Source organism: Halomicronema hongdechloris C2206, from assembly GCF_002075285.3.
GTDB classification, from domain to species: domain Bacteria; phylum Cyanobacteriota; class Cyanobacteriia; order Phormidesmidales; family Phormidesmidaceae; genus Halomicronema_B; species Halomicronema_B hongdechloris.
Genome location: NZ_CP021983.2, coordinates 448,216 through 465,445, shown reverse-complemented (window position 1 = coordinate 465,445; position 17,230 = coordinate 448,216). Strand labels below are relative to the sequence as shown.

Annotated in this window: 13 protein-coding genes, 1 pseudogene and 1 riboswitch; of the genes and pseudogenes, 9 read left to right on the top strand and 5 right to left on the bottom strand. The window is 52.9% G+C overall.

Going from position 1 to position 17,230, the window contains the following annotated elements:
• Positions 1-2: 2 nt before the first annotated feature.
• From XM38_RS02225 to XM38_RS02215, 3 genes are all read right to left on the bottom strand, one after another.
• Entirely contained in the window at positions 3-194 is a 192-nt protein-coding gene (locus XM38_RS02225) for a hypothetical protein (protein WP_080812614.1), read from the bottom strand.
• A gap of 191 nt (positions 195-385) precedes the next feature.
• A complete protein-coding gene (locus XM38_RS02220; protein WP_088428947.1) occupies positions 386-1,075 on the bottom strand; it encodes a HupE/UreJ family protein in 690 nt (229 codons plus the stop codon).
• Positions 1,076-1,095: 20 nt separating this feature from the next.
• Positions 1,096-1,284, bottom strand: a riboswitch (cobalamin riboswitch).
• A gap of 112 nt (positions 1,285-1,396) precedes the next feature.
• Entirely contained in the window at positions 1,397-2,212 is an 816-nt protein-coding gene (locus XM38_RS02215) for a hypothetical protein (protein WP_080812610.1), read from the bottom strand.
• Positions 2,213-2,476: 264 nt separating this feature from the next.
• Here XM38_RS02215 and XM38_RS02210 point away from each other — a divergent pair, with 264 nt between their 5' ends.
• From XM38_RS02210 to XM38_RS25660, 6 genes and pseudogenes are all read left to right on the top strand, one after another.
• Positions 2,477-3,478: a metal ABC transporter substrate-binding protein gene (locus XM38_RS02210; RefSeq protein WP_080812608.1), complete on the top strand. Its 1,002-nt coding sequence runs from the start codon at positions 2,477-2,479 to the stop codon at positions 3,476-3,478.
• A 145-nt stretch (positions 3,479-3,623) separates the two neighbouring features.
• Positions 3,624-4,406 (top strand): metal ABC transporter ATP-binding protein, encoded by a 783-nt coding sequence (locus XM38_RS02205; RefSeq protein ID WP_080812606.1) that lies wholly within the window; start codon positions 3,624-3,626, stop codon positions 4,404-4,406.
• Complete coding sequence (locus XM38_RS02200; protein ID WP_088428945.1) at positions 4,403-5,323, top strand: metal ABC transporter permease; 921 nt, start codon at positions 4,403-4,405, stop codon at positions 5,321-5,323. The genes XM38_RS02205 and XM38_RS02200 overlap by 4 nt, the downstream gene beginning before the upstream one ends.
• 11 nt (positions 5,324-5,334) lie before the next feature.
• Positions 5,335-5,463, top strand: a pseudogene (locus tag XM38_RS28580) (Photosystem Q(B) protein 1); the annotation flags it as partial.
• Between the two features lie 1,078 nt (positions 5,464-6,541).
• Positions 6,542-7,015, top strand: a complete 474-nt coding sequence (locus tag XM38_RS02190; RefSeq protein ID WP_187329236.1) for a Crp/Fnr family transcriptional regulator — start codon at positions 6,542-6,544, stop codon at positions 7,013-7,015.
• A gap of 366 nt (positions 7,016-7,381) precedes the next feature.
• On the top strand, positions 7,382-7,627 hold the full coding sequence (locus tag XM38_RS25660; protein WP_187329235.1) for a helix-turn-helix domain-containing protein: 246 nt from the start codon (positions 7,382-7,384) through the stop codon (positions 7,625-7,627).
• A 110-nt stretch (positions 7,628-7,737) separates the two neighbouring features.
• Here XM38_RS25660 and XM38_RS27400 read toward each other — a convergent pair whose 3' ends face one another.
• Positions 7,738-9,150, bottom strand: coding sequence for an SUMF1/EgtB/PvdO family nonheme iron enzyme (locus XM38_RS27400; RefSeq protein WP_088428943.1), 1,413 nt, complete (start codon positions 9,148-9,150; stop codon positions 7,738-7,740).
• A gap of 774 nt (positions 9,151-9,924) precedes the next feature.
• On the bottom strand, positions 9,925-12,882 hold the full coding sequence (locus tag XM38_RS26690; RefSeq protein ID WP_225889156.1) for an SUMF1/EgtB/PvdO family nonheme iron enzyme: 2,958 nt from the start codon (positions 12,880-12,882) through the stop codon (positions 9,925-9,927).
• A 444-nt stretch (positions 12,883-13,326) separates the two neighbouring features.
• Between XM38_RS26690 and XM38_RS25655 the strand changes: the two genes are divergently transcribed.
• The 3 genes from XM38_RS25655 to XM38_RS02160 all read left to right on the top strand — a co-directional run bounded on the left by XM38_RS25655 (position 13,327) and on the right by XM38_RS02160 (position 17,204).
• The gene (locus XM38_RS25655) at positions 13,327-13,626 is read left to right on the top strand and encodes a hypothetical protein (RefSeq protein ID WP_080812597.1); all 300 of its coding nucleotides are present in this window, start codon (positions 13,327-13,329) and stop codon (positions 13,624-13,626) included.
• A gap of 423 nt (positions 13,627-14,049) precedes the next feature.
• Positions 14,050-15,831: a toll/interleukin-1 receptor domain-containing protein gene (locus tag XM38_RS02165; RefSeq protein WP_080812595.1), complete on the top strand. Its 1,782-nt coding sequence runs from the start codon at positions 14,050-14,052 to the stop codon at positions 15,829-15,831.
• Positions 15,832-16,301: 470 nt separating this feature from the next.
• Positions 16,302-17,204, top strand: coding sequence for a choice-of-anchor L family PEP-CTERM protein (locus tag XM38_RS02160; RefSeq protein WP_080812594.1), 903 nt, complete (start codon positions 16,302-16,304; stop codon positions 17,202-17,204).
• Positions 17,205-17,230 lie beyond the last annotated feature (26 nt).

The window sequence follows — 17,230 nt, the reverse complement described above, 5'->3', positions numbered from 1 at the left end:
ATTTAAACTGAAGGGGGGAAATTGACTTGAAATAACTGGGTATTGGCAAAATCGGCGGGGTCGAGGTGAAACTCCTGCCAGCCCTGGCAGACAATCTCGTGGCCGCGTGGTGGCTGAATGGGCAGATTGCGTAGATAGAGAAAGCTGGCGCGATCGCACCGACCCAGACCAGCTGCCGCAGGAACAATGAACAACCACCATGCCAGCGACGAAGGATCTAGCTGCCAGGAGAGGAAACCGGCAGTAGCAGGCGTTGATGCAGCACCAATTCGATGACGACGGCAGTCGCCATCTATGCCAATTTCTGCTTAGACTGGCCGCCACCAGGTCGCCATGGCACACCAAGCATTCACAGGCACTGGAGCCCACAGATGGCCCCGGCCTCCTACGCTGGCAGCAGCGTATCGACAATCAGGGTCGCTAGAAACGTCCCGCCGACGCCGCAAATGACAAACCCAGCGAACCTAAGTGCCATCCCCGAGGACTCAGTGGCTGGCTGCAACAGAGCGCCGCCGAGCCAAAAGGCCACCACGGCAATCGCCAGTTGAATCACGGCAAATCCCAGCAGATAGGCCACAAGCGGCCCCATTTCAGCCCCAAAGATGGCCTCACCGTAGGCATGGCCATGGAAAATACCGGCAAGCGCAGCCAGTGTTACCACAATCCCGTTGCTTGGCAGGGTTTTCATCGCTAGCAAACTGCCAAACACTAGCACCGATGCCGAGATCACCAGTTCCGGCACCGGCAGATCCAGGCTGATCAGATGAATGCCCGTCCCCACCATCGAGGCGATGACAACGGCAATGGGAACAAGCAACCCGCGGCCCATCACCACCGCCACCAAGCCTGTCGCAATCACAAAAGCTAGGTGATCCAACCCGATAACAGGATGTCCTAGGCCTGACAGAAACGCTGTCAGAGCCGTATCGGGGGTTTCCCCGCCGAAGGGATGATGAGCGAAAACCGGGAGTACCCTGAAGAGAAGGCCCGTAATTATTACACTCGCGGCCAGAGCAATGGGTTGCCAAGAACGACCAGCCTCAACTATTTCGGAGGCTACACGATATAAATTCATCCGTACCTCGCAGACGAATCAGAACAGCGTTACCATCGGCGGGCATTCTGACTCAGGAGAAACTTTGAGTTTTGAGTTTTGAATTGGCTTTCACTCAACACTCAACACTTTCTCCATTACAGCTGCGGGACAGCGGCAGATTCTCACTGCACTTTCCCCGTTTCCTCTAGTGGCTGCTCCCCACTAGAACCGATGCCATCACGTTACCGTAACATGATTGGGGCACAACATGTCAGCAAATTTACTCAACTCAAGACACCTCAAACGTCAAGGCGGGCAATATAGTCTCCTAAAGCAACTGCTGAGGCAGCTACGACCGCGTTATTGTCTGAGCAATTCCTCCGCCTCATGCAATTGGGTGCCCCAAACCCGTTGCCACAGGGTTAGCAGCAAGACAACGATGGTGATCAAGCTAAATCCTGCCGCGATCAGAAACTCACTGACAGCCGGCTGCACCCCCAGGGCTATCAACATCTCTGAGACAGCTAAATAGGCGAAGTATAGGAAAATACTGAGTTCTATCCAGGAGCCAATCACGGTAAACCAGGCCAACCCCTGGGGGTTGTCGAATCGATTTGCTTGCCAATGGCGGCGCAGTGCGATCGCAGGCCAGGCGCTGAGCATGACCAGGCCAAACACGACAACGCCCACCAACGGAAAGCTTCCCAGCACTTGGGCCTGAGTCCACTGGGCAGTGGCAGCAGTTTTGCCGGGGCCAGTCACGAGTGCATCGAGGGAAACCGCCCAAACGGCGGCCCAAAACCTAGAGTGCTGAGACAGGAACTGATAGAGAGCGTCTTGTTCTTCCTCCGCCTCATCTTCCTCGCCATCATCCTCAAAACCGGCAATCTCGCGGATCATCTCCGCAATAAACCAGACCATGATCAAAAACCCGGCCCCATAGATCCCGGCTTTCAGGGAGGGAAAGGAGCTGGCCGCATACCAGAGCCCAATCAGCCCAATCATCGGAAAGACTGTGTGGGTCATGCCGATGGCAGCGGCCCAAGTCAGGGCATCCCAAATTTTTTCAAACCGGCGAAACCGGCCAATCGTGGCGATCACGGCATCGGCGGCAATGCCAATGCCAATGGCACCGTTGATAACCAGATAGTCAACATTTCCGAAAGGGGAGACCACAACTACAGGAACACTAAGGATTGACAGGTTGTAGGCGGGGTATCACTGACGCGCATCAGGGGGACAGCCCAATTACAGGGTACAGCCGACCAATTCTGCAGCAAGCGCAACCGCCGGCTATCGAGAGTCTAACAGTCGGGGGGCAAGCCACTAAGGGCGCCGTTGGCTTCCTAAACCATAAAAAAAGATAAAAGGGTAGATCATGCTGCCATTATGAGATAAATATGAAAAGTGAAACAACTATGAAAAAGGATTTGCGTATCTATGGCATTATCTTTTCCCGGCAAGGGGGGCGTCTTGGCCTCTGGTCTGATGCTGAGCGTCTGGCTGACCGGCTGTACGACCTCAGAGGTGACCTCTCCCGCCAATGCCCCCGGTGGTAGTGAGACTGCCGATATGACAGCGGATGCCTCTACTACCCCAGAGACTGATGGCAAGAAAAAGGTCCTGACCACCTTTACCGTCCTGGCAGACATGGCTCAGAACGTAGCCGGTGACAAGCTCAACGTGGAGTCTATCACGCGCATTGGTGCCGAGATTCACGGCTACGAGCCCACTCCTAGCGACATTACCAAAGCTCAGGATGCCGATTTGATTCTCTACAACGGTATGGGGCTGGAGCGCTGGTTTGAGCAATTCCTCGGCAATGTGGAGGATGTGCCCTCAGCCCTGCTGACCGAAGACATTGAGCCCATTCCGATCGCAGAGGGACCCTATGCCGATAAGCCCAATCCTCACGCTTGGATGTCGCCGCAAAATGCCCTGGTGTATGTCGAGAACATCCGCAAGGCTTTTGTGGAACTCGATCCAGACAACGCGGATACGTACAACGCCAACGCGGCAGCTTACAGCGAACAGTTGAACGCCATCGATAAGGAACTCCAAGCCGACCTGGAGCAGGTGCCTGAACAGCAGCGCTACCTGGTGAGCTGTGAGGGGGCGTTTTCCTACCTGGCTCGCGACTATGACCTGCAGGAAATCTACATGTGGCCGATCAACTCCGAGCAGCAGTTCACGCCGAAGCAAGTTCAAACGGTGATTGAGCAGGTGAAATCCAACGACGTGCCCACGATTTTCTGCGAAACCACCGTCAGCGACGAAGGTCAGAAACAGGTGGCACAAACCACGGGGGCGCGCTTCGGCGGCAACCTCTACGTCGACTCTCTCTCGACCGAAGACGGCCCGGTGCCGACCTTCCTCGACCTGCTGGAATACGATGCCCGCATTATTGCCAACGGTCTGCTGGCAGGGGCCAATACCCAGTAGGCAATTCACAATTCACAGTTCAAAATTCAAAACTCACAATTCAACATTCAACACTCAAAATTTCTCCTCCGGAGACGCTGCGCGTAGGCGGAGCCAGTCCGAAGGACTTACACAATTCAAACCTGACCCACTATTCCCTTGCACTATGCAGACAACTCTTCCCCGTCTCGATATCACGGTCGACAACCTCAGCGTTGTCTACAGCAACGCCAAACTCGCCCTTTACAGTGCTCACTGCACCGTCGAATCTGGCACCATTACCGGCCTGGTTGGTCCTAATGGGGGCGGTAAGTCCACGCTGTTCAATGCAATTATGGGGTTTTTGCAGCCCAGCCAGGGGCGCATCCACATCGGTGGGATGCCAGTGCAAAAGGCCCAAAAGCAACAGTGGATGGCCTATGTGCCCCAGTCTGATGCCGTGGACTGGAACTTCCCCGTCAGCGTGTTTGATGTGGTGATGATGGGGCGCTATGGCTACATGAACCTGATGCGCATTCCGGGGCCAAGGGATCGCCGGCTGGTGATGGAAAGCCTGGAACGCGTCGGCATGAGCGAGTTTCGCCACCATCAAATCGGAGAACTGTCGGGCGGCCAAAAGAAACGGGCGTTTCTGGCTCGGGCCCTGGCTCAGGAGGGCAAGGTGATCTTGCTGGATGAACCCTTTACCGGGGTGGATGTGAAGACCGAGAAGCGCATTGTGGATCTGCTGATGCAGTTGCGCGATGAAGGTCACACCATCTTGGTATCCACCCACGATTTGGCCTCGATTTCGACCTTTTGCGATCGCACCATTCTGCTCAACCGCACCATCCTGGCCTCTGGCACCACCCAGGAAACCTTCACCCAAGACAACCTGGAAATGACCTTTGGCGGCCTTCCCGTCTACAGCCTCAACCAGATGTTCCAGAAGGTGGAGGTGGAGTCATGAGTCATTTCAGTCCAGCGTTTGTGCTCTGGGACTGGCTGGTAGAACCGTTGCAGTATGGATTTCTGATTCAGGCCATCTGGGTCAGTGCCTTTGTGGGGCTGGTCTGCGCCGTGCTCTCGTGCTACATCACCCTGAAGGGCTGGTCGCTGATGGGGGATGCCATCTCCCACGCGGTGGTGCCGGGGGTGGTGATGGCCTATGCCCTGGGCCTGCCGTTTGCGATCGGGGCCTTTGCCACTGGCTTTGGGGCCACGGTGGCCATCGGCTACATCAAATCCAAGACACGCCTGAAGGAAGACGCCGTCATCGGCATCGTCTTCACCGGCTTCTTTGCCTTCGGTCTGGTGTTGGTGACCCGCATTCCCAGCAATATCGACCTGTTTCACATTCTGTTTGGCAACGTGCTGGGCATTTCTCAGGGAGACATCGTTCAAACCCTGATTGCCGGTTCAGTCACCCTGGCAGTGATTTTGCTGCGGCGCAAGGACCTGCTGCTGTTCTGCTTCGACCCCAATCATGCCAAGGCAATCGGCCTCAACACCCAGGTGCTGTATTACACGCTGCTGTCGACGATGGCCCTGACCATCGTGGCGGCGTTACAAACAGCGGGCATCATCCTGGTGATCTCCATGCTGGTGACGCCGGGGTCTATCGGTTATCTGCTCAGCGATCGCTTCGACCACATGTTGGGCATTGCCATGGGCAGTAGCGTCTTGTCCTGCGTGTTTGGCACCTACCTCAGCTATCACCTGGATGTCTCCACCGGCGGCAGCATTGTGGTGTTACTAACCCTGCTGTTTGTTGTAACCATGGTCTTCGCTCCTAAGTACGGTATTTTTGCTCAGGAATCCAGGAAACGGTTGAACAAAATCATGGGAGAAGAGCGAAGTCAACAAGTGGTTGTAGATCAAGCATAGGAGGTTCTGTAATGGGTTATTATCTTCGCTCTAGCTCTACTACTGCCCGAGTCTGGCAGTGGTGGGATAACTTCTGCAACTGGATTACCAGTACCCGCAACCGCATTTACATCGACTGGTTTGGAGTCTTGATGATTCCCGAGCCAATTAGGGGCCCAGGCTATGCATTCTCCCAATGCCCATCATTTTGCACTCTTGCTAGCTGCAGCCCAGCCATCTCCTAAAGACCTGGAAATGGCTACTCCTGTAGTCCAATAATTGCGTTTTCCATGCTGCTATCAATCTGGGGTGGAGGCACAATTGTCTTCTATTGCTGCTCTTGCAATACCCAAACCCCATTTTTTTAGCCTCATAGCTCCTGCTCTAATTACCCTAATACAACAAGTTAGAAGCAAGAGAGCATGGCAAAAGCAAAAGAGAAATCCTGATAAATGCAATCCTTCTGCTCTAGTCAGTAGCAGTATTATTTCTGCCACAGAGTACTAGATATTGTTCAAAAACTGGAGATATATCATGTTGACATATGCCCATAGCAGCACTTCGAATGTCCTATGGTTCGCATTCATATCATCCAACGATTTGAATAACTTATTACCGAATGATTCGTCTATGTTGGAAGCTCACATTTTCACTTGGATAGGAGTCACGAGTGTTGCTCTAGTATTACTGTTTACCCTGGTACTTAGGATGCTGGATAGACGATCAGGTGATTCCATGAAATTTTCATCTATCCAAGACGAACTACCGCATGACAAAGGATAGTTTTCGAGAGCTCTCTATTTCAAATCAGGAGTTGGAGTGTGTCAAGCTCAGCGAAGCTTAAACTATCTAAGACCAATTTTCTGCTTTTTAAGGGATTTGAATCTAACTGGAAAAGGATTGAAATCACATTGAGAAGCTTTTAATCATGTCAGATGCAATAGAAGATGATGGACGCTTGAATAAACTTACTCCTAGCTCTGAAATGGTCTGGATAAGAGTTCTAGAGCATCCGCAATGTTTCCTCAATCTTTTACTCAGCTTGATGGCGATTGTATTGGTCTCTTGCTTGACCATCGTAATAGCTCTGGTATCTAGTTTATCTGGTTCAAAAGGAGGTGTTTGATAGTGGTCGAAAAGTTGTCCAAGTTATCACTACCTCAACTTGAGACACATTACTTTCAAGCCAATAGCACGATTCCACTGCGGGCGGACGTGCTGTGGAGAATTGAGCGCGGAGTGGTTCGAACGTTGACCTGGAATCGAGATAGTACTCCAGTTATCTTGGGATATTGGCACGTAGGCGATGTGGTTGGCCAACCTCTGTCACGATTATGCCCTTACGAAGTTAAGTGTTTAACTGAAGTAGAGGTCAGCGCTTTGCCAGCTAATCTATGGGATCAGTCGCTAGAAGCGGTATTCAAGCACTTACAACAGGTAGAAGAATTACACTGCATTCTCCGAGCGACCTCTGTCCTGGAAAGACTGAAGTGTTTTTTGCGATGGCTAGCTAAAAAGTTTGGCTACAAGGTGAAGCAAGGCTGGTTGATCGATCTGCGTCTAACATACCAGGAAATTTCGGAAGCGATTGGTGCCAAACGAATTACCGTGAAGCGCTTACTGACTTCTCTCAGCAAGGAAAATCTGATCATGTACAATCAGGGTCAGCTAATTCTACTGAGAAAAAGTGAAACTACCAGTTGGATCTATTGAGTCAGTGAAAAATTGCCATAATGATCAGCTCGCTATTCGATGGTTATTATTGCTATGTACATCTCCAACCTAAATTCACCTGCATTAGGATCCTATACAGTGCGCAGCTTTAAGCGACGCGAGATCATTCCGCTGCGTGAAAATATGCTTTGGCAAATTAGGAGTGGGGCCGCACGCACATTCACCATCTCTGAGGACGGTGCTACGATCTCTTTAGGATTTTGGTGGGGAGGAGATATTTTAGGTCAACCCATTAGCTGTATTCAGCCGTTTCAAATTGAGTGTTTAACGACTGTAGAGGTGACTCTGATCAGGGTTGACGGTTGCGATAACTTACATCAAGTTATGCTGTCACATATCCATCAAATGCAAGAGTTACTTAGAATTCGTCATGGCAATATTCGTCAGCGGCTAGAGCTATTCTTGCAATGGTTAGCTCAGAGATTTGGTCGCCCTATTCGCCAAGGTCAGCTAATTCAGCTACGATTGACCCATCAAAACATTGCCGATACGATTGGAACCACTCGAGTGACGGTGACTAGGTTATTGCAAGAGTTAGAGCACGCTCAGGTCATTAGTTGGTTTCACCGGCGTCAGATTGTCTTGCGTTAGCTTTACCTGGGCACAAAACGTTTAGAGCAATAGCCAGGGTAAAGGGTAAGCGGGTCAGAGTGAAAAGGACTATCCTATGCCCTCCGGGCAGGCAAAGCCTACGACTTCGCTCAGGACGCGTAAGTCCTGGCGGCAGACCACACCACCCGAAACCCGCGGCTGTCGAGGCGGCCATCTGGCAAGAGGAGGAAGCGGCAGGCAGCGCGGCAGAACGTGGGATGGAAGGCCCAAGAGCCACCCCGCAGCAGCCGGAGGTCTTGATTGCCTCCCTCTAGCCAGGCGGAGCCATCCCTGGGCGCTCCCGCATAGCTGCTGTGCCAGACATCCTGGCACCATTCCCAGACGTTGCCGTGCATGTCGTAGAGGCCGAAGGCATTGGCGGGAAAGCTGCCGACTTCAGTCGTCTGCTGTCGGAAGTCACCTTTAGGACCTTGACCATAATTACCTGGAAAAGTGTTACCTTCGTACGTCAAGTCAGTTCCTCGGTAATTCGCTAACTCGGTCGTAATCGTCGGCCCAAAGTAAAATGGTGTGGTGGTGCCAGCCCGACAGGCATATTCCCATTCCGCTTCCGTCGGCAGCCGATAGTCGCGGCTGGTTAACTCCGAGAGTTTCTCACAGAAAGCCACCGCATCGTGCCAGGATACCGACTCCACTGGGCGATTGCTGCCGTTTTCAGAAAAGCGACTGGAGTTCTCCCCCATGACTGCCTGGTATTGGGCCTGGGTGACGGGAAACTTGCCCATCCAAAACTCGGGAACCTGCACTCGATGTTGAGGTCCTTCGTCGTCACTTCGACCTTTCTCACCCGCAGGTGACCCCATCAAAAACTCGCCGCCAGGGATGTGCACCAAGTCCAGCTTGATGCCATTACCCAAGTCTTCACTGTGATAATTGGCCTCTGCCTGGCGGCGCTCTGTGATGTTGCCCTGGGCATCAACCGTCACCACGTCAAAGGAGAAGGTGGGAACGGCAGGCGGTCGCTTCGGTTGGAGATTAACCGCCCTAGGGGGCCGGTCTCGGCGCGAAGATGGGTTGGCAGTGGGTTGATTTCTCTGCTGGAAATACTGCTCTAGCCCGACAATCAACCGATTCATGTCTTTATGGAAATCGGGGTCTGGACGAGCCTGTGCCCCATTCCGATAGGGCAATGCTCTCAGGCTCTCAGGCAATTCATCGACCCTGGGTAAGCTGGCTCGGCTCACCAGCAACGGCACCACTAGCACATCCGGGCGACGCAGGGATTCTTCTAGCTCCAAGCGGACCCAATCGGCGGGGTTATCCAGGCGACGTCTACCGCTGGCGTCGGTGGCCATCAGCCAAGACTTGCCGATGACGGCCAGCACCACCTGGCACTGATCCAGGCTGGTGTTCAAATAGTCGCGGAAGTCGACGCCGAAGGGAATGTCGTCGACGTCTTTGAAGATAGCGTCATGACCAAAATGGGCCACCAGCCGGTCATAGATGCGTCCGGCCACGTCTTCACTATCGCTGCGTCGATAGGAGATGAAAATCTTGGGCATCGGTTTGGAGGCTGGTTGTTCCTATTAAAGCCCAGCAGAGCTCAGGATTGAAAGGCTAACTGGGTCAGCCGCAAGGCAGGCATTCAATCACCGAGGAGCAGTATCTAGTACTCTGCGGCAGAAATAACACCTCGATTGACTAGAGCGGCAAAGCTGCATTTATCAGGATCTCCCTTTTTGCCTTCTGCCTTCCTACTTCTGCCTTGGCATACTAAGGGATGTCTATCGATTGCAGATACCTCTATCTGGATTCCGGGTCGCGCTGCGCTTGCCCGGAATGACGGAACTCTTTTCCACGATGATTTGGTTACTGAAAAATACACACTACCGTCATTCCCGCGGAGGCGGGAATCCAGTTGCCGAGGAGCAGCGCCTAAGGAATGTCTATCGATTGCGAAGACCTCTACCTGGATTCCGGGTGGCGCTGCGCTTGCCCAGGATAACGGGGTCTGGAACTGTCATTCTGGCAAATCAGCTCTTATCGGCTTCATATTGATGATACGACTACAGTGGTTAGTATCAAGGAGATACACGGTCAGAACTTAGGCTAGCCCCAAAGCACCATTATAGGTCGCGCCCAGATTTGCTCTGAAAATAACCGAGGGCTGAGCGGAGTCGAAGCCCGTTTCCTGGTGAATGTAGCCCAAAAGCTCTCAAAATGTTGGAAGTGTTCCGGTTGCGGAACGCCGAGCGAGATATCTCCTGTAGGTTGGCGTCAAGCGCAGCGCGACCCAACACTTTCGATGAGGGTCTATTCAAACCCAACCTACTCGCTCAGGATGCGTGGGTCCAGGAGGAAACACAGACCACCCGAAAGCCGATGACAATGTTACGGTTAATCGGTGTATCTCGGAAGCGGAATGCTGAGCGGCAGCAATCAGGAACGTAGAGCCAAGAGCCGCCTCGCAACAAGCGATAGCGATCATCACCCTCGGTTACCCAAGCACTGCTGTCTGTGGGTGCTCCGTTATAACTTGAATGCCAGTGATCCAGGCACCATTCCCACACATTTCCATGCATGTCAGCCAGTCCAAAAGCATTGACTACGCCAAAGCTGCCCACATCAGTTGTCTTCTGACGGTACTCCCCCTTGATACCGTTGCCATAGGTATTGCTGCCATCGTAATTAGCTAACTCAGTCGACAGGGTGTCCCCTAGGTGAAATGGCCCGGTAGTGCCAGCCCGACAGGCATATTCCCACTCGGCTTCGGAGGGCAGGCGATAGGATTTTCCAGTGTACTGAGAGAGACGCTCGCAAAATTCCATCGTTTCGTACCAGGAGACAGCTTCTACTGGATAGTTATCACCCTTAAAATTTGATGGGTTAGGGTCGAGATCTTGATTTATCTTTGGTAATGCCGCAACGGCTCGCCATTGAGCTTGGGTAATCGGATAGCGGCTCATCCAAAATGGTCGGATCATGACCCAATGCTGTGCTTCTACATTCAAACCTTCTGTTTGTGCAAATACATAAGGGTACCAATCGCGTCCCACCTCATCCGGCGGCGAGCCCATGAGAAAGTCGCCTCCTGGAATCGCCACCAGCTCCAGGTCGATATCCCCTGGCAGAGGTTCTCGCCAGACTTGGATGGGTTTCACCTGCGTCGTCACCTGCTTGGCCCCTAATTCCACCAGCAGCATCGGCACCGGCTCTCCACTGGGCGCGCCGATCAAGCTCATGGCCCGGGCTGCCCCCTGGCGCAGGATTAGGGGCTGTCCGCCATCCTCTAAGATGCTCAGCAATTCAGCCTGGCCGGTTTTCATTTGACCCAGGGCTTCGGCCACACTGCGCCGGAGGATAGCTGCTTCACTCGAGTTCTTCAGCAACGTCAGCAGCGGTGCTGCAGCAATACCTAGTTTTCCTAACGCCTGAGCTGCGGCCTGCCTAGCTTCCAGAGTTTGGTTGGGATTCTCCAACATACCCACTAAGTTAGGTTCGGCAACTCTGGCTGCAGCTCCTCGATTCCCTAGATCTTCTGCTGCGCTAAGGCGGTATTTGAGTTCTGGAGCGGACAGTTCTGAAATTAACCGGCGAATGCGGCGGGTTTCTTGCTGTCGTCGCAGCTCCTCAGGATCAAGATCGACTTTACGCGCTAGTTGATCCGGCAGTTCCTTAGGAATGCGGTCATCATTGGCATTGTCGATACAGCAATCCCGCACCGCTAGCAGAAACCCACGAATGATCTCTGGGGTCTCATTGGTTTTTTCCAGGGTTTGGTCGACGTCGGCGAAGAAGCGTTGCCATGCGGCTTTGGGATTGGGCTGCTGACAGGTCTGCTCTACCCAATAGGCGGCTGCCAAGTACTCTGCTAGCGGGTCCAGGATAATGCGGGTGCTGTCACCGGGTTCAGGCGTCTGTAGAAATTGGAGGCGTTTCTCCAAATACTCGAGTCGGTCTTGGGCAGAGGCGCTGTCTTCGACTCGGGCCAGCGCTGCGATGGCGTCGACTTTCTTAATCCAAACCGGTCGATAGGTTTGCTGCAGGCATTCCCAAGCAATAAGTTTGGCATCCCGCTGCACTGCCAAATTATCCCGGCTATTTTCAGCCAGATTGAAATTGAGCTGATTTAGGTAACTCAGCATCAGCTTGGGTACCGAATCAGGCAAAATGCCTCCGGCTCCCTGCCGCTCTTGGATCATATGGTCGATGTACAGTCGCGCCAGCAACACCGTGATGCTGCGTTCCCTGGCCATGCGGCGGAGGCGATCGCAGCCATCAGAATATTGGTCATCCTCAAACAAATCTTGCTTGCCCTTGGCTTCCAAGTAGGCCGACATAAATGGCCACAGCCGATTCGCCTCTACTTGCATCGGTCTGACTACGGTCTTGCGGATACCCCCCAGGGACTCTTCCAGCCGCGAGGTGACGACCAGGGCTTTGGCTGGAAAGTCAGCCAGTTGGGGCTTGATCTGGTCGCGGGTGGCCTCTCCCATTTCCGAGAGATGATCCACAATCACCAGCAGGCGCTGGCGCTGCAATAGCTTCTCCAGCAAGTCTGGGGCAATCGGGTCCGGCTGGTTGGTCAGGGCATTCAGTTGACCTCGAATAGCCGCCAACAAGGTCACCTCACCGTCTAATTCGGTTTCAATCAGCACAGGTATCATGCGGTGAGGGCTAAGTTGTTTATCCAAGCCCCATTGGGCAATCTGACAGGCCAAGCTGGTTTTGCCGATGCCTCCTTCACCGCAAATTAGCAACACTGCTGTTTTCCGCTGAAAGGTGGGAGCAAGATGCGGCCCGGTTAGGTCACTAATCTTGACTTTATCTAAGGTCACCGGTAAGGGAATGTGAATAGCTCGATTGTCTACGGTCGAGAGCTTAAAAAACTCCCCCTTCGCGGTTTGCCAGTGTTGTTCTACCCAGACATCCAGCACCCGGTCGCGATATTTAAGCGATCGCACCATTCCCAGGGGCAGCTTCCAGTCGCTCCAGGGCACGGTGATATCGGTGGAGGGCAGTTTTAGCAGCCACAGGGGCTTTATCCACAGAACTCCCAGATAACCGCCGACCACTATGGCAGCCAGGATTAGAGACACCTGATGCTCCTGCCAGAGCTGCTCGATGCGTTCCTCAGGAGTAGGCACTGGGCTGGCGGTGGGGCTGGGGGTGGGTGAGGAGGGTTCAGGGGTAGACGGTGCTGGTTGACCAGAGGCTGGGCACAGGCTGGCCCCTGCCACCAGCCAGGCGGTGACAACGCTGGTGAGGAGGACTCGGCAGGGATTGAAACGCATCGTCAGGAAAGCTGGGACGGACAGACCACTCTCCCAACTCTACACAGGGTTTTCCATCCTTTTCGGGAAGATACCTGAAGAATGATAAGACTTGTTTTCGTGGTGAATTGGCTGTCTGAGAAAACTACATGGTCGTCATTCCCGCGCCTCGCGGAGCGTGCCCGGAGGGCGTAGCGGGAATCCAGGGAGTAAGCCTCGCCAGGGACACAGAGCACTCTGCCTGAGAGTCTGTCAATGCATCGTCATTATTCAGAGCGATTCCTTTAGTCAACCCCGCCAGAGCAAAGCTTCACCGCAGGATTGCCCTCAAAACAGGAGCGCAACCCTTTCTCAGCAGCGCCAGACCCTTAGTTCATCCCGCCATCCTAAGCCTCACGGTCGACGGAGGGGTCATTGGCGCTGCCTGACCAAGTATTTTGTCTATGACACTGAAGGTCCGCATTGATGGACTATTGGTTCACGGCGGTGAAAGACGCTTCTGCGATCGCAAACAAAGCCTCCGAGGCGGCGAAGGAACCTTTCACGGTAGTGAAGGAAAGTTTTGCGATCGCAAATAAAGCTGCCACGACGGCGAAGGAAGCCTCCAGGGTGACAAACAAAGCTTCCAAGCTGGCGAAAGACGCTTTCACAGTAGGAAACGAAGCCTCCACGGTGGCGAAGGAAAGCTCCACCGCAGAAAACAAAGCCCCTAAGCTGGCGAAGGAAGCCTTCACGGCAGAAAAGAAGCCTCTACAGCAGCGATGATAGGCTCCACGCCGCCATAGGAAAAGCTCCGTCTCTGAAAACCATCGTTTGGGACCGCTGGGCTTCCCGTGGCAAGTTTCAATTGGGTAAAGCACTGCGCGAAGAGCCCTAATCCGCCTTACTAAGAGGGGCACAGGCTGACACTTGTAAGTCATAGTTTTGATTTGGACTCAGACAAGTTCCGAGTTAAATATCAGCCATTTCTTACCGGATTCTTGCACCTAGCTAATGTATATCTATTCAGCGTCTACTGCCAACCAGGCCCCGATTACTGGAATTCATCGTACTACAGTGTATCGCTAATCTTTAGGACAACTGTCGAGTTCAAGAGATCTCACTAGGGTTTGGCGAATATGCTCCTAAGAAAAGAATGGCGTCATTGCATAACCAATGGTGTCCTAGTCGCTCTGGCAATGCGTAGCGATGACTGATGTTTTTATTTCCTATTCTCGCAAAGATAAGGAATTTGTCCAGATTCTCAATCGAGCCCTAGTCGAGAGCAAATATGATGCGTGGGTAGACTGGGAAGATATTCCTCTCACGGCTGATTGGTGGGCTGAGATTCAGGCGGGAATTGAAGCTGCAGATACCTTTATTTTTATCATCAGCCCTCATTCCATTGCCTCAACAGTATGTCGGCAAGAGATTGATCATGCCATTGAGCACAATAAGCGACTGGTGCCAATTGTGCGCCAGGAAGGGTTTGATATGGCTTCGGTCCATCCAGCTATCAGCAGGACCAACTGGCTGTTCTTCCAGGAGGAGCATGACTTCAAGTTAGCCTTTCAGTCATTGGTCAATACCCTCAACACTGATTTAGTCCATATCAAAGCTCATACTCGATTATTGGTTCGTGCTCTGGAGTGGGAGAAGAAGCACCGTCAGGATGATTATCTATTGCGAGGGGGCGATTTAGCAGAAGCAGAACGTTGGTTAACAGAAGCCTGGCAGGAAGACCATACTCCGCTGCCCACCCAACAGCACCAAACCTATATCACCAAGAGTGCCGAAGTAGAAGCTGCAAACGGTAGGTTAGTCGCAGCTGGAGAACGAGCTAAGCACATGGTTCGCTTCGGTTCCATTGTGCTAGGAGTCACGCTCTGTGTAGCTACAGCCGTTAGCATCCTGACGATTCAAGCGTCTCGTAAGCTACAGAAAGCCAACCTAAAACTCGAAGAGGCCAAGGTAGCCACTTATCTAGAACGAGAAAGCAATTATGCCCTGAGTAAATTTGAAACGGCTCCCCTAGATGCGTTACTCAGTGCCATGGAGAATGGACTAGAATTAAAGGCCCTAGTGGATGATAATCGTCCCTTAGAAGACTATCCCACAACGCAGCCTCTGGTAGTCCTGAAGACGATTCTTGACAACATTCAGGAAAGAAATAAAGTTAATGCCCATACCAGTACGGTTTGGAGTATGGATGTTAGTGACGATGGCTCATTGGATGATGCCACAGTGCGGCTATGGAACCGCGAGGGCAAAGAAATTGCGATGCTACGCGATTCCTCTAGGTTGGTCAGTAGTGCGGTATTTCATCCCAATGGTCAAGCTCTGTTGGTCACAGCTTTTGACCCAGTGGCTAGACTGTGGGACTTGTCTAGCCATCTGACCGTTGAGCTCAAGGGACATGAGGACGTCATCTGGGACAGTGATATTAGTCCTGATGGGGAGACAATGGTGACGGGAGGAAATGATGGGGTTATGCGCCTGTGGACTAAATCGGGAACCTTAATTGCTAACGTCCAGGGGCATCAAGATGCTATTTGGGCTATAAAGTTTAGCCATGATGGTAAGGCAATTGCAACGGCTAGTGATGATGGTACAACTCGTTTGTGGGGCTCGACGGGAACCCTGTTAACGGAGTTGCGTGGCCATAAAGAAGGGGTCACCAGCGTTAATTTTAGTCCAGACGATCGATATGTAGTAACCGCCGCGGGAGATGGTACTATCAGGCTTTGGAATCGCTTAGGACAACAGCTCGCCGAATTTCGTGATGACCAGGGAACCGGAGCAATTGTCAGTTTCGATGCTGAGGGCAATCGCATCATCGCTGTCAGCCAAACTGGCACCGTTCGAATGCTCCCAGTCGAACACCTGTCATTGGCTGAGGTGTTGGACCGAGGCTGTGAGTGGCTGCAGGATTACTTGGCTCGGCCCGCACTCCATCCCAGGGAGCAGGTATTGTGTGAGCTATCGCCTTAATCCCAGGCGGCAACGATTAGCTGTGAGCTATTAACGAGCACCCTGCTGATTCCGACGTTGGCGGATGCGCTGCACAAAAAATTCTTCCAAGGAAGGGCAGGCCAGTTGCAGGGTGATGATCTTGCCGTTCATCAGCTGCAGGCTAGCCATAAAGTCATCCCTACGTTCTATGGGATGTTAAGCAGCCTTAAAAATATAGCGTCAGCAGTATCGTAAATTTGCCCAGAGTGCTACCGCAGTTGCCAGACAGCCAACGGGCAGCAGCTTCATTATCGGCCTAGGCAGAAAGCTAGCTAGACTGGTGCCTCCCTAGGGCTGAGTGGTGATAGTTGTATATGTCGGCCAGCGAGTATTCATGTTAGCTTCATCTTCCAACCGGGAGCTTCATAAAGATTTCTCAGGAACTTCACCTAATCCATACGGGCCCTGGCTAAGTTGTGTTCATAGCAATACTAGGAGCCTCACGGTTTATGCGAGCTAGGGTTATCCCATCACTATTCGTCGCTGGTGCAGCCAGTTTTCTCGGCGCAGGTGCGATCGCACCCTCTGCCCAGGCCATCAGCATTACCCCCACCGATGATCCAAATGCCCTGATCAATGAGATTCTGGGCCCTGGCATTTCAGTGACTAATATCACCTACACCGGCGCCAGTGGTGCTTCCGGGTTATTTACCGGCGGCAACTCCTCCGGCTTAGGCTTCGATACCGGCATTATTCTGACCAACGGCCTGGCGGCGGATGCGGTAGGCCCCAATGGCAACGGCAGCACCCCGGAAGTGGCTGGGAGTGGAAATTCTTCTGATGAAGTAGCTTCTGGCGCTTCCACCGACAACGGGCTGGCCGGAGATCCTGACTTAGATACCCTGCTGCCGGTTGCGGTCACTGAAGATGCCACCGTGCTGCAGTTTGACTTCGAATCGGAGGGCGGTGACCTCTTCTTCAACTATGTCTTTGGGTCAGAAGAATATATTGACTTTGAGGGCAGCGAATTCAATGACGTCTTCGGCTTCTTCCTGGATGGCGTCAACATTGCCCTAATTCCGGGCACCTCTACACCGGTCGCCATTAATAATGTCAACAGCACCACCAACAGCGGTCAGTTCAACCAGAACATCAACCCGGCCACCGTCGATCTAGAATATGACGGCTTTACCAATACCTTTACGGCTCAGGCGTTGGGACTCTCTGCCGGCACCCATACGCTGAAGTTGGCCATCGCCGACGCTAGCGATTCGATTCTGGACTCCGGCGTTTTCATCGAGACCCGATCTGTCACGGATGATCCACCCGATGTCCCCGAACCTGCTACGGGGCTGGGATTGTTAACCCTAGGTGGGTTGGCAGCTGTAGCGCTGAAGCGACAGACAGTCTGACGTTTACCTTGCTGGGGTGCTGGCAA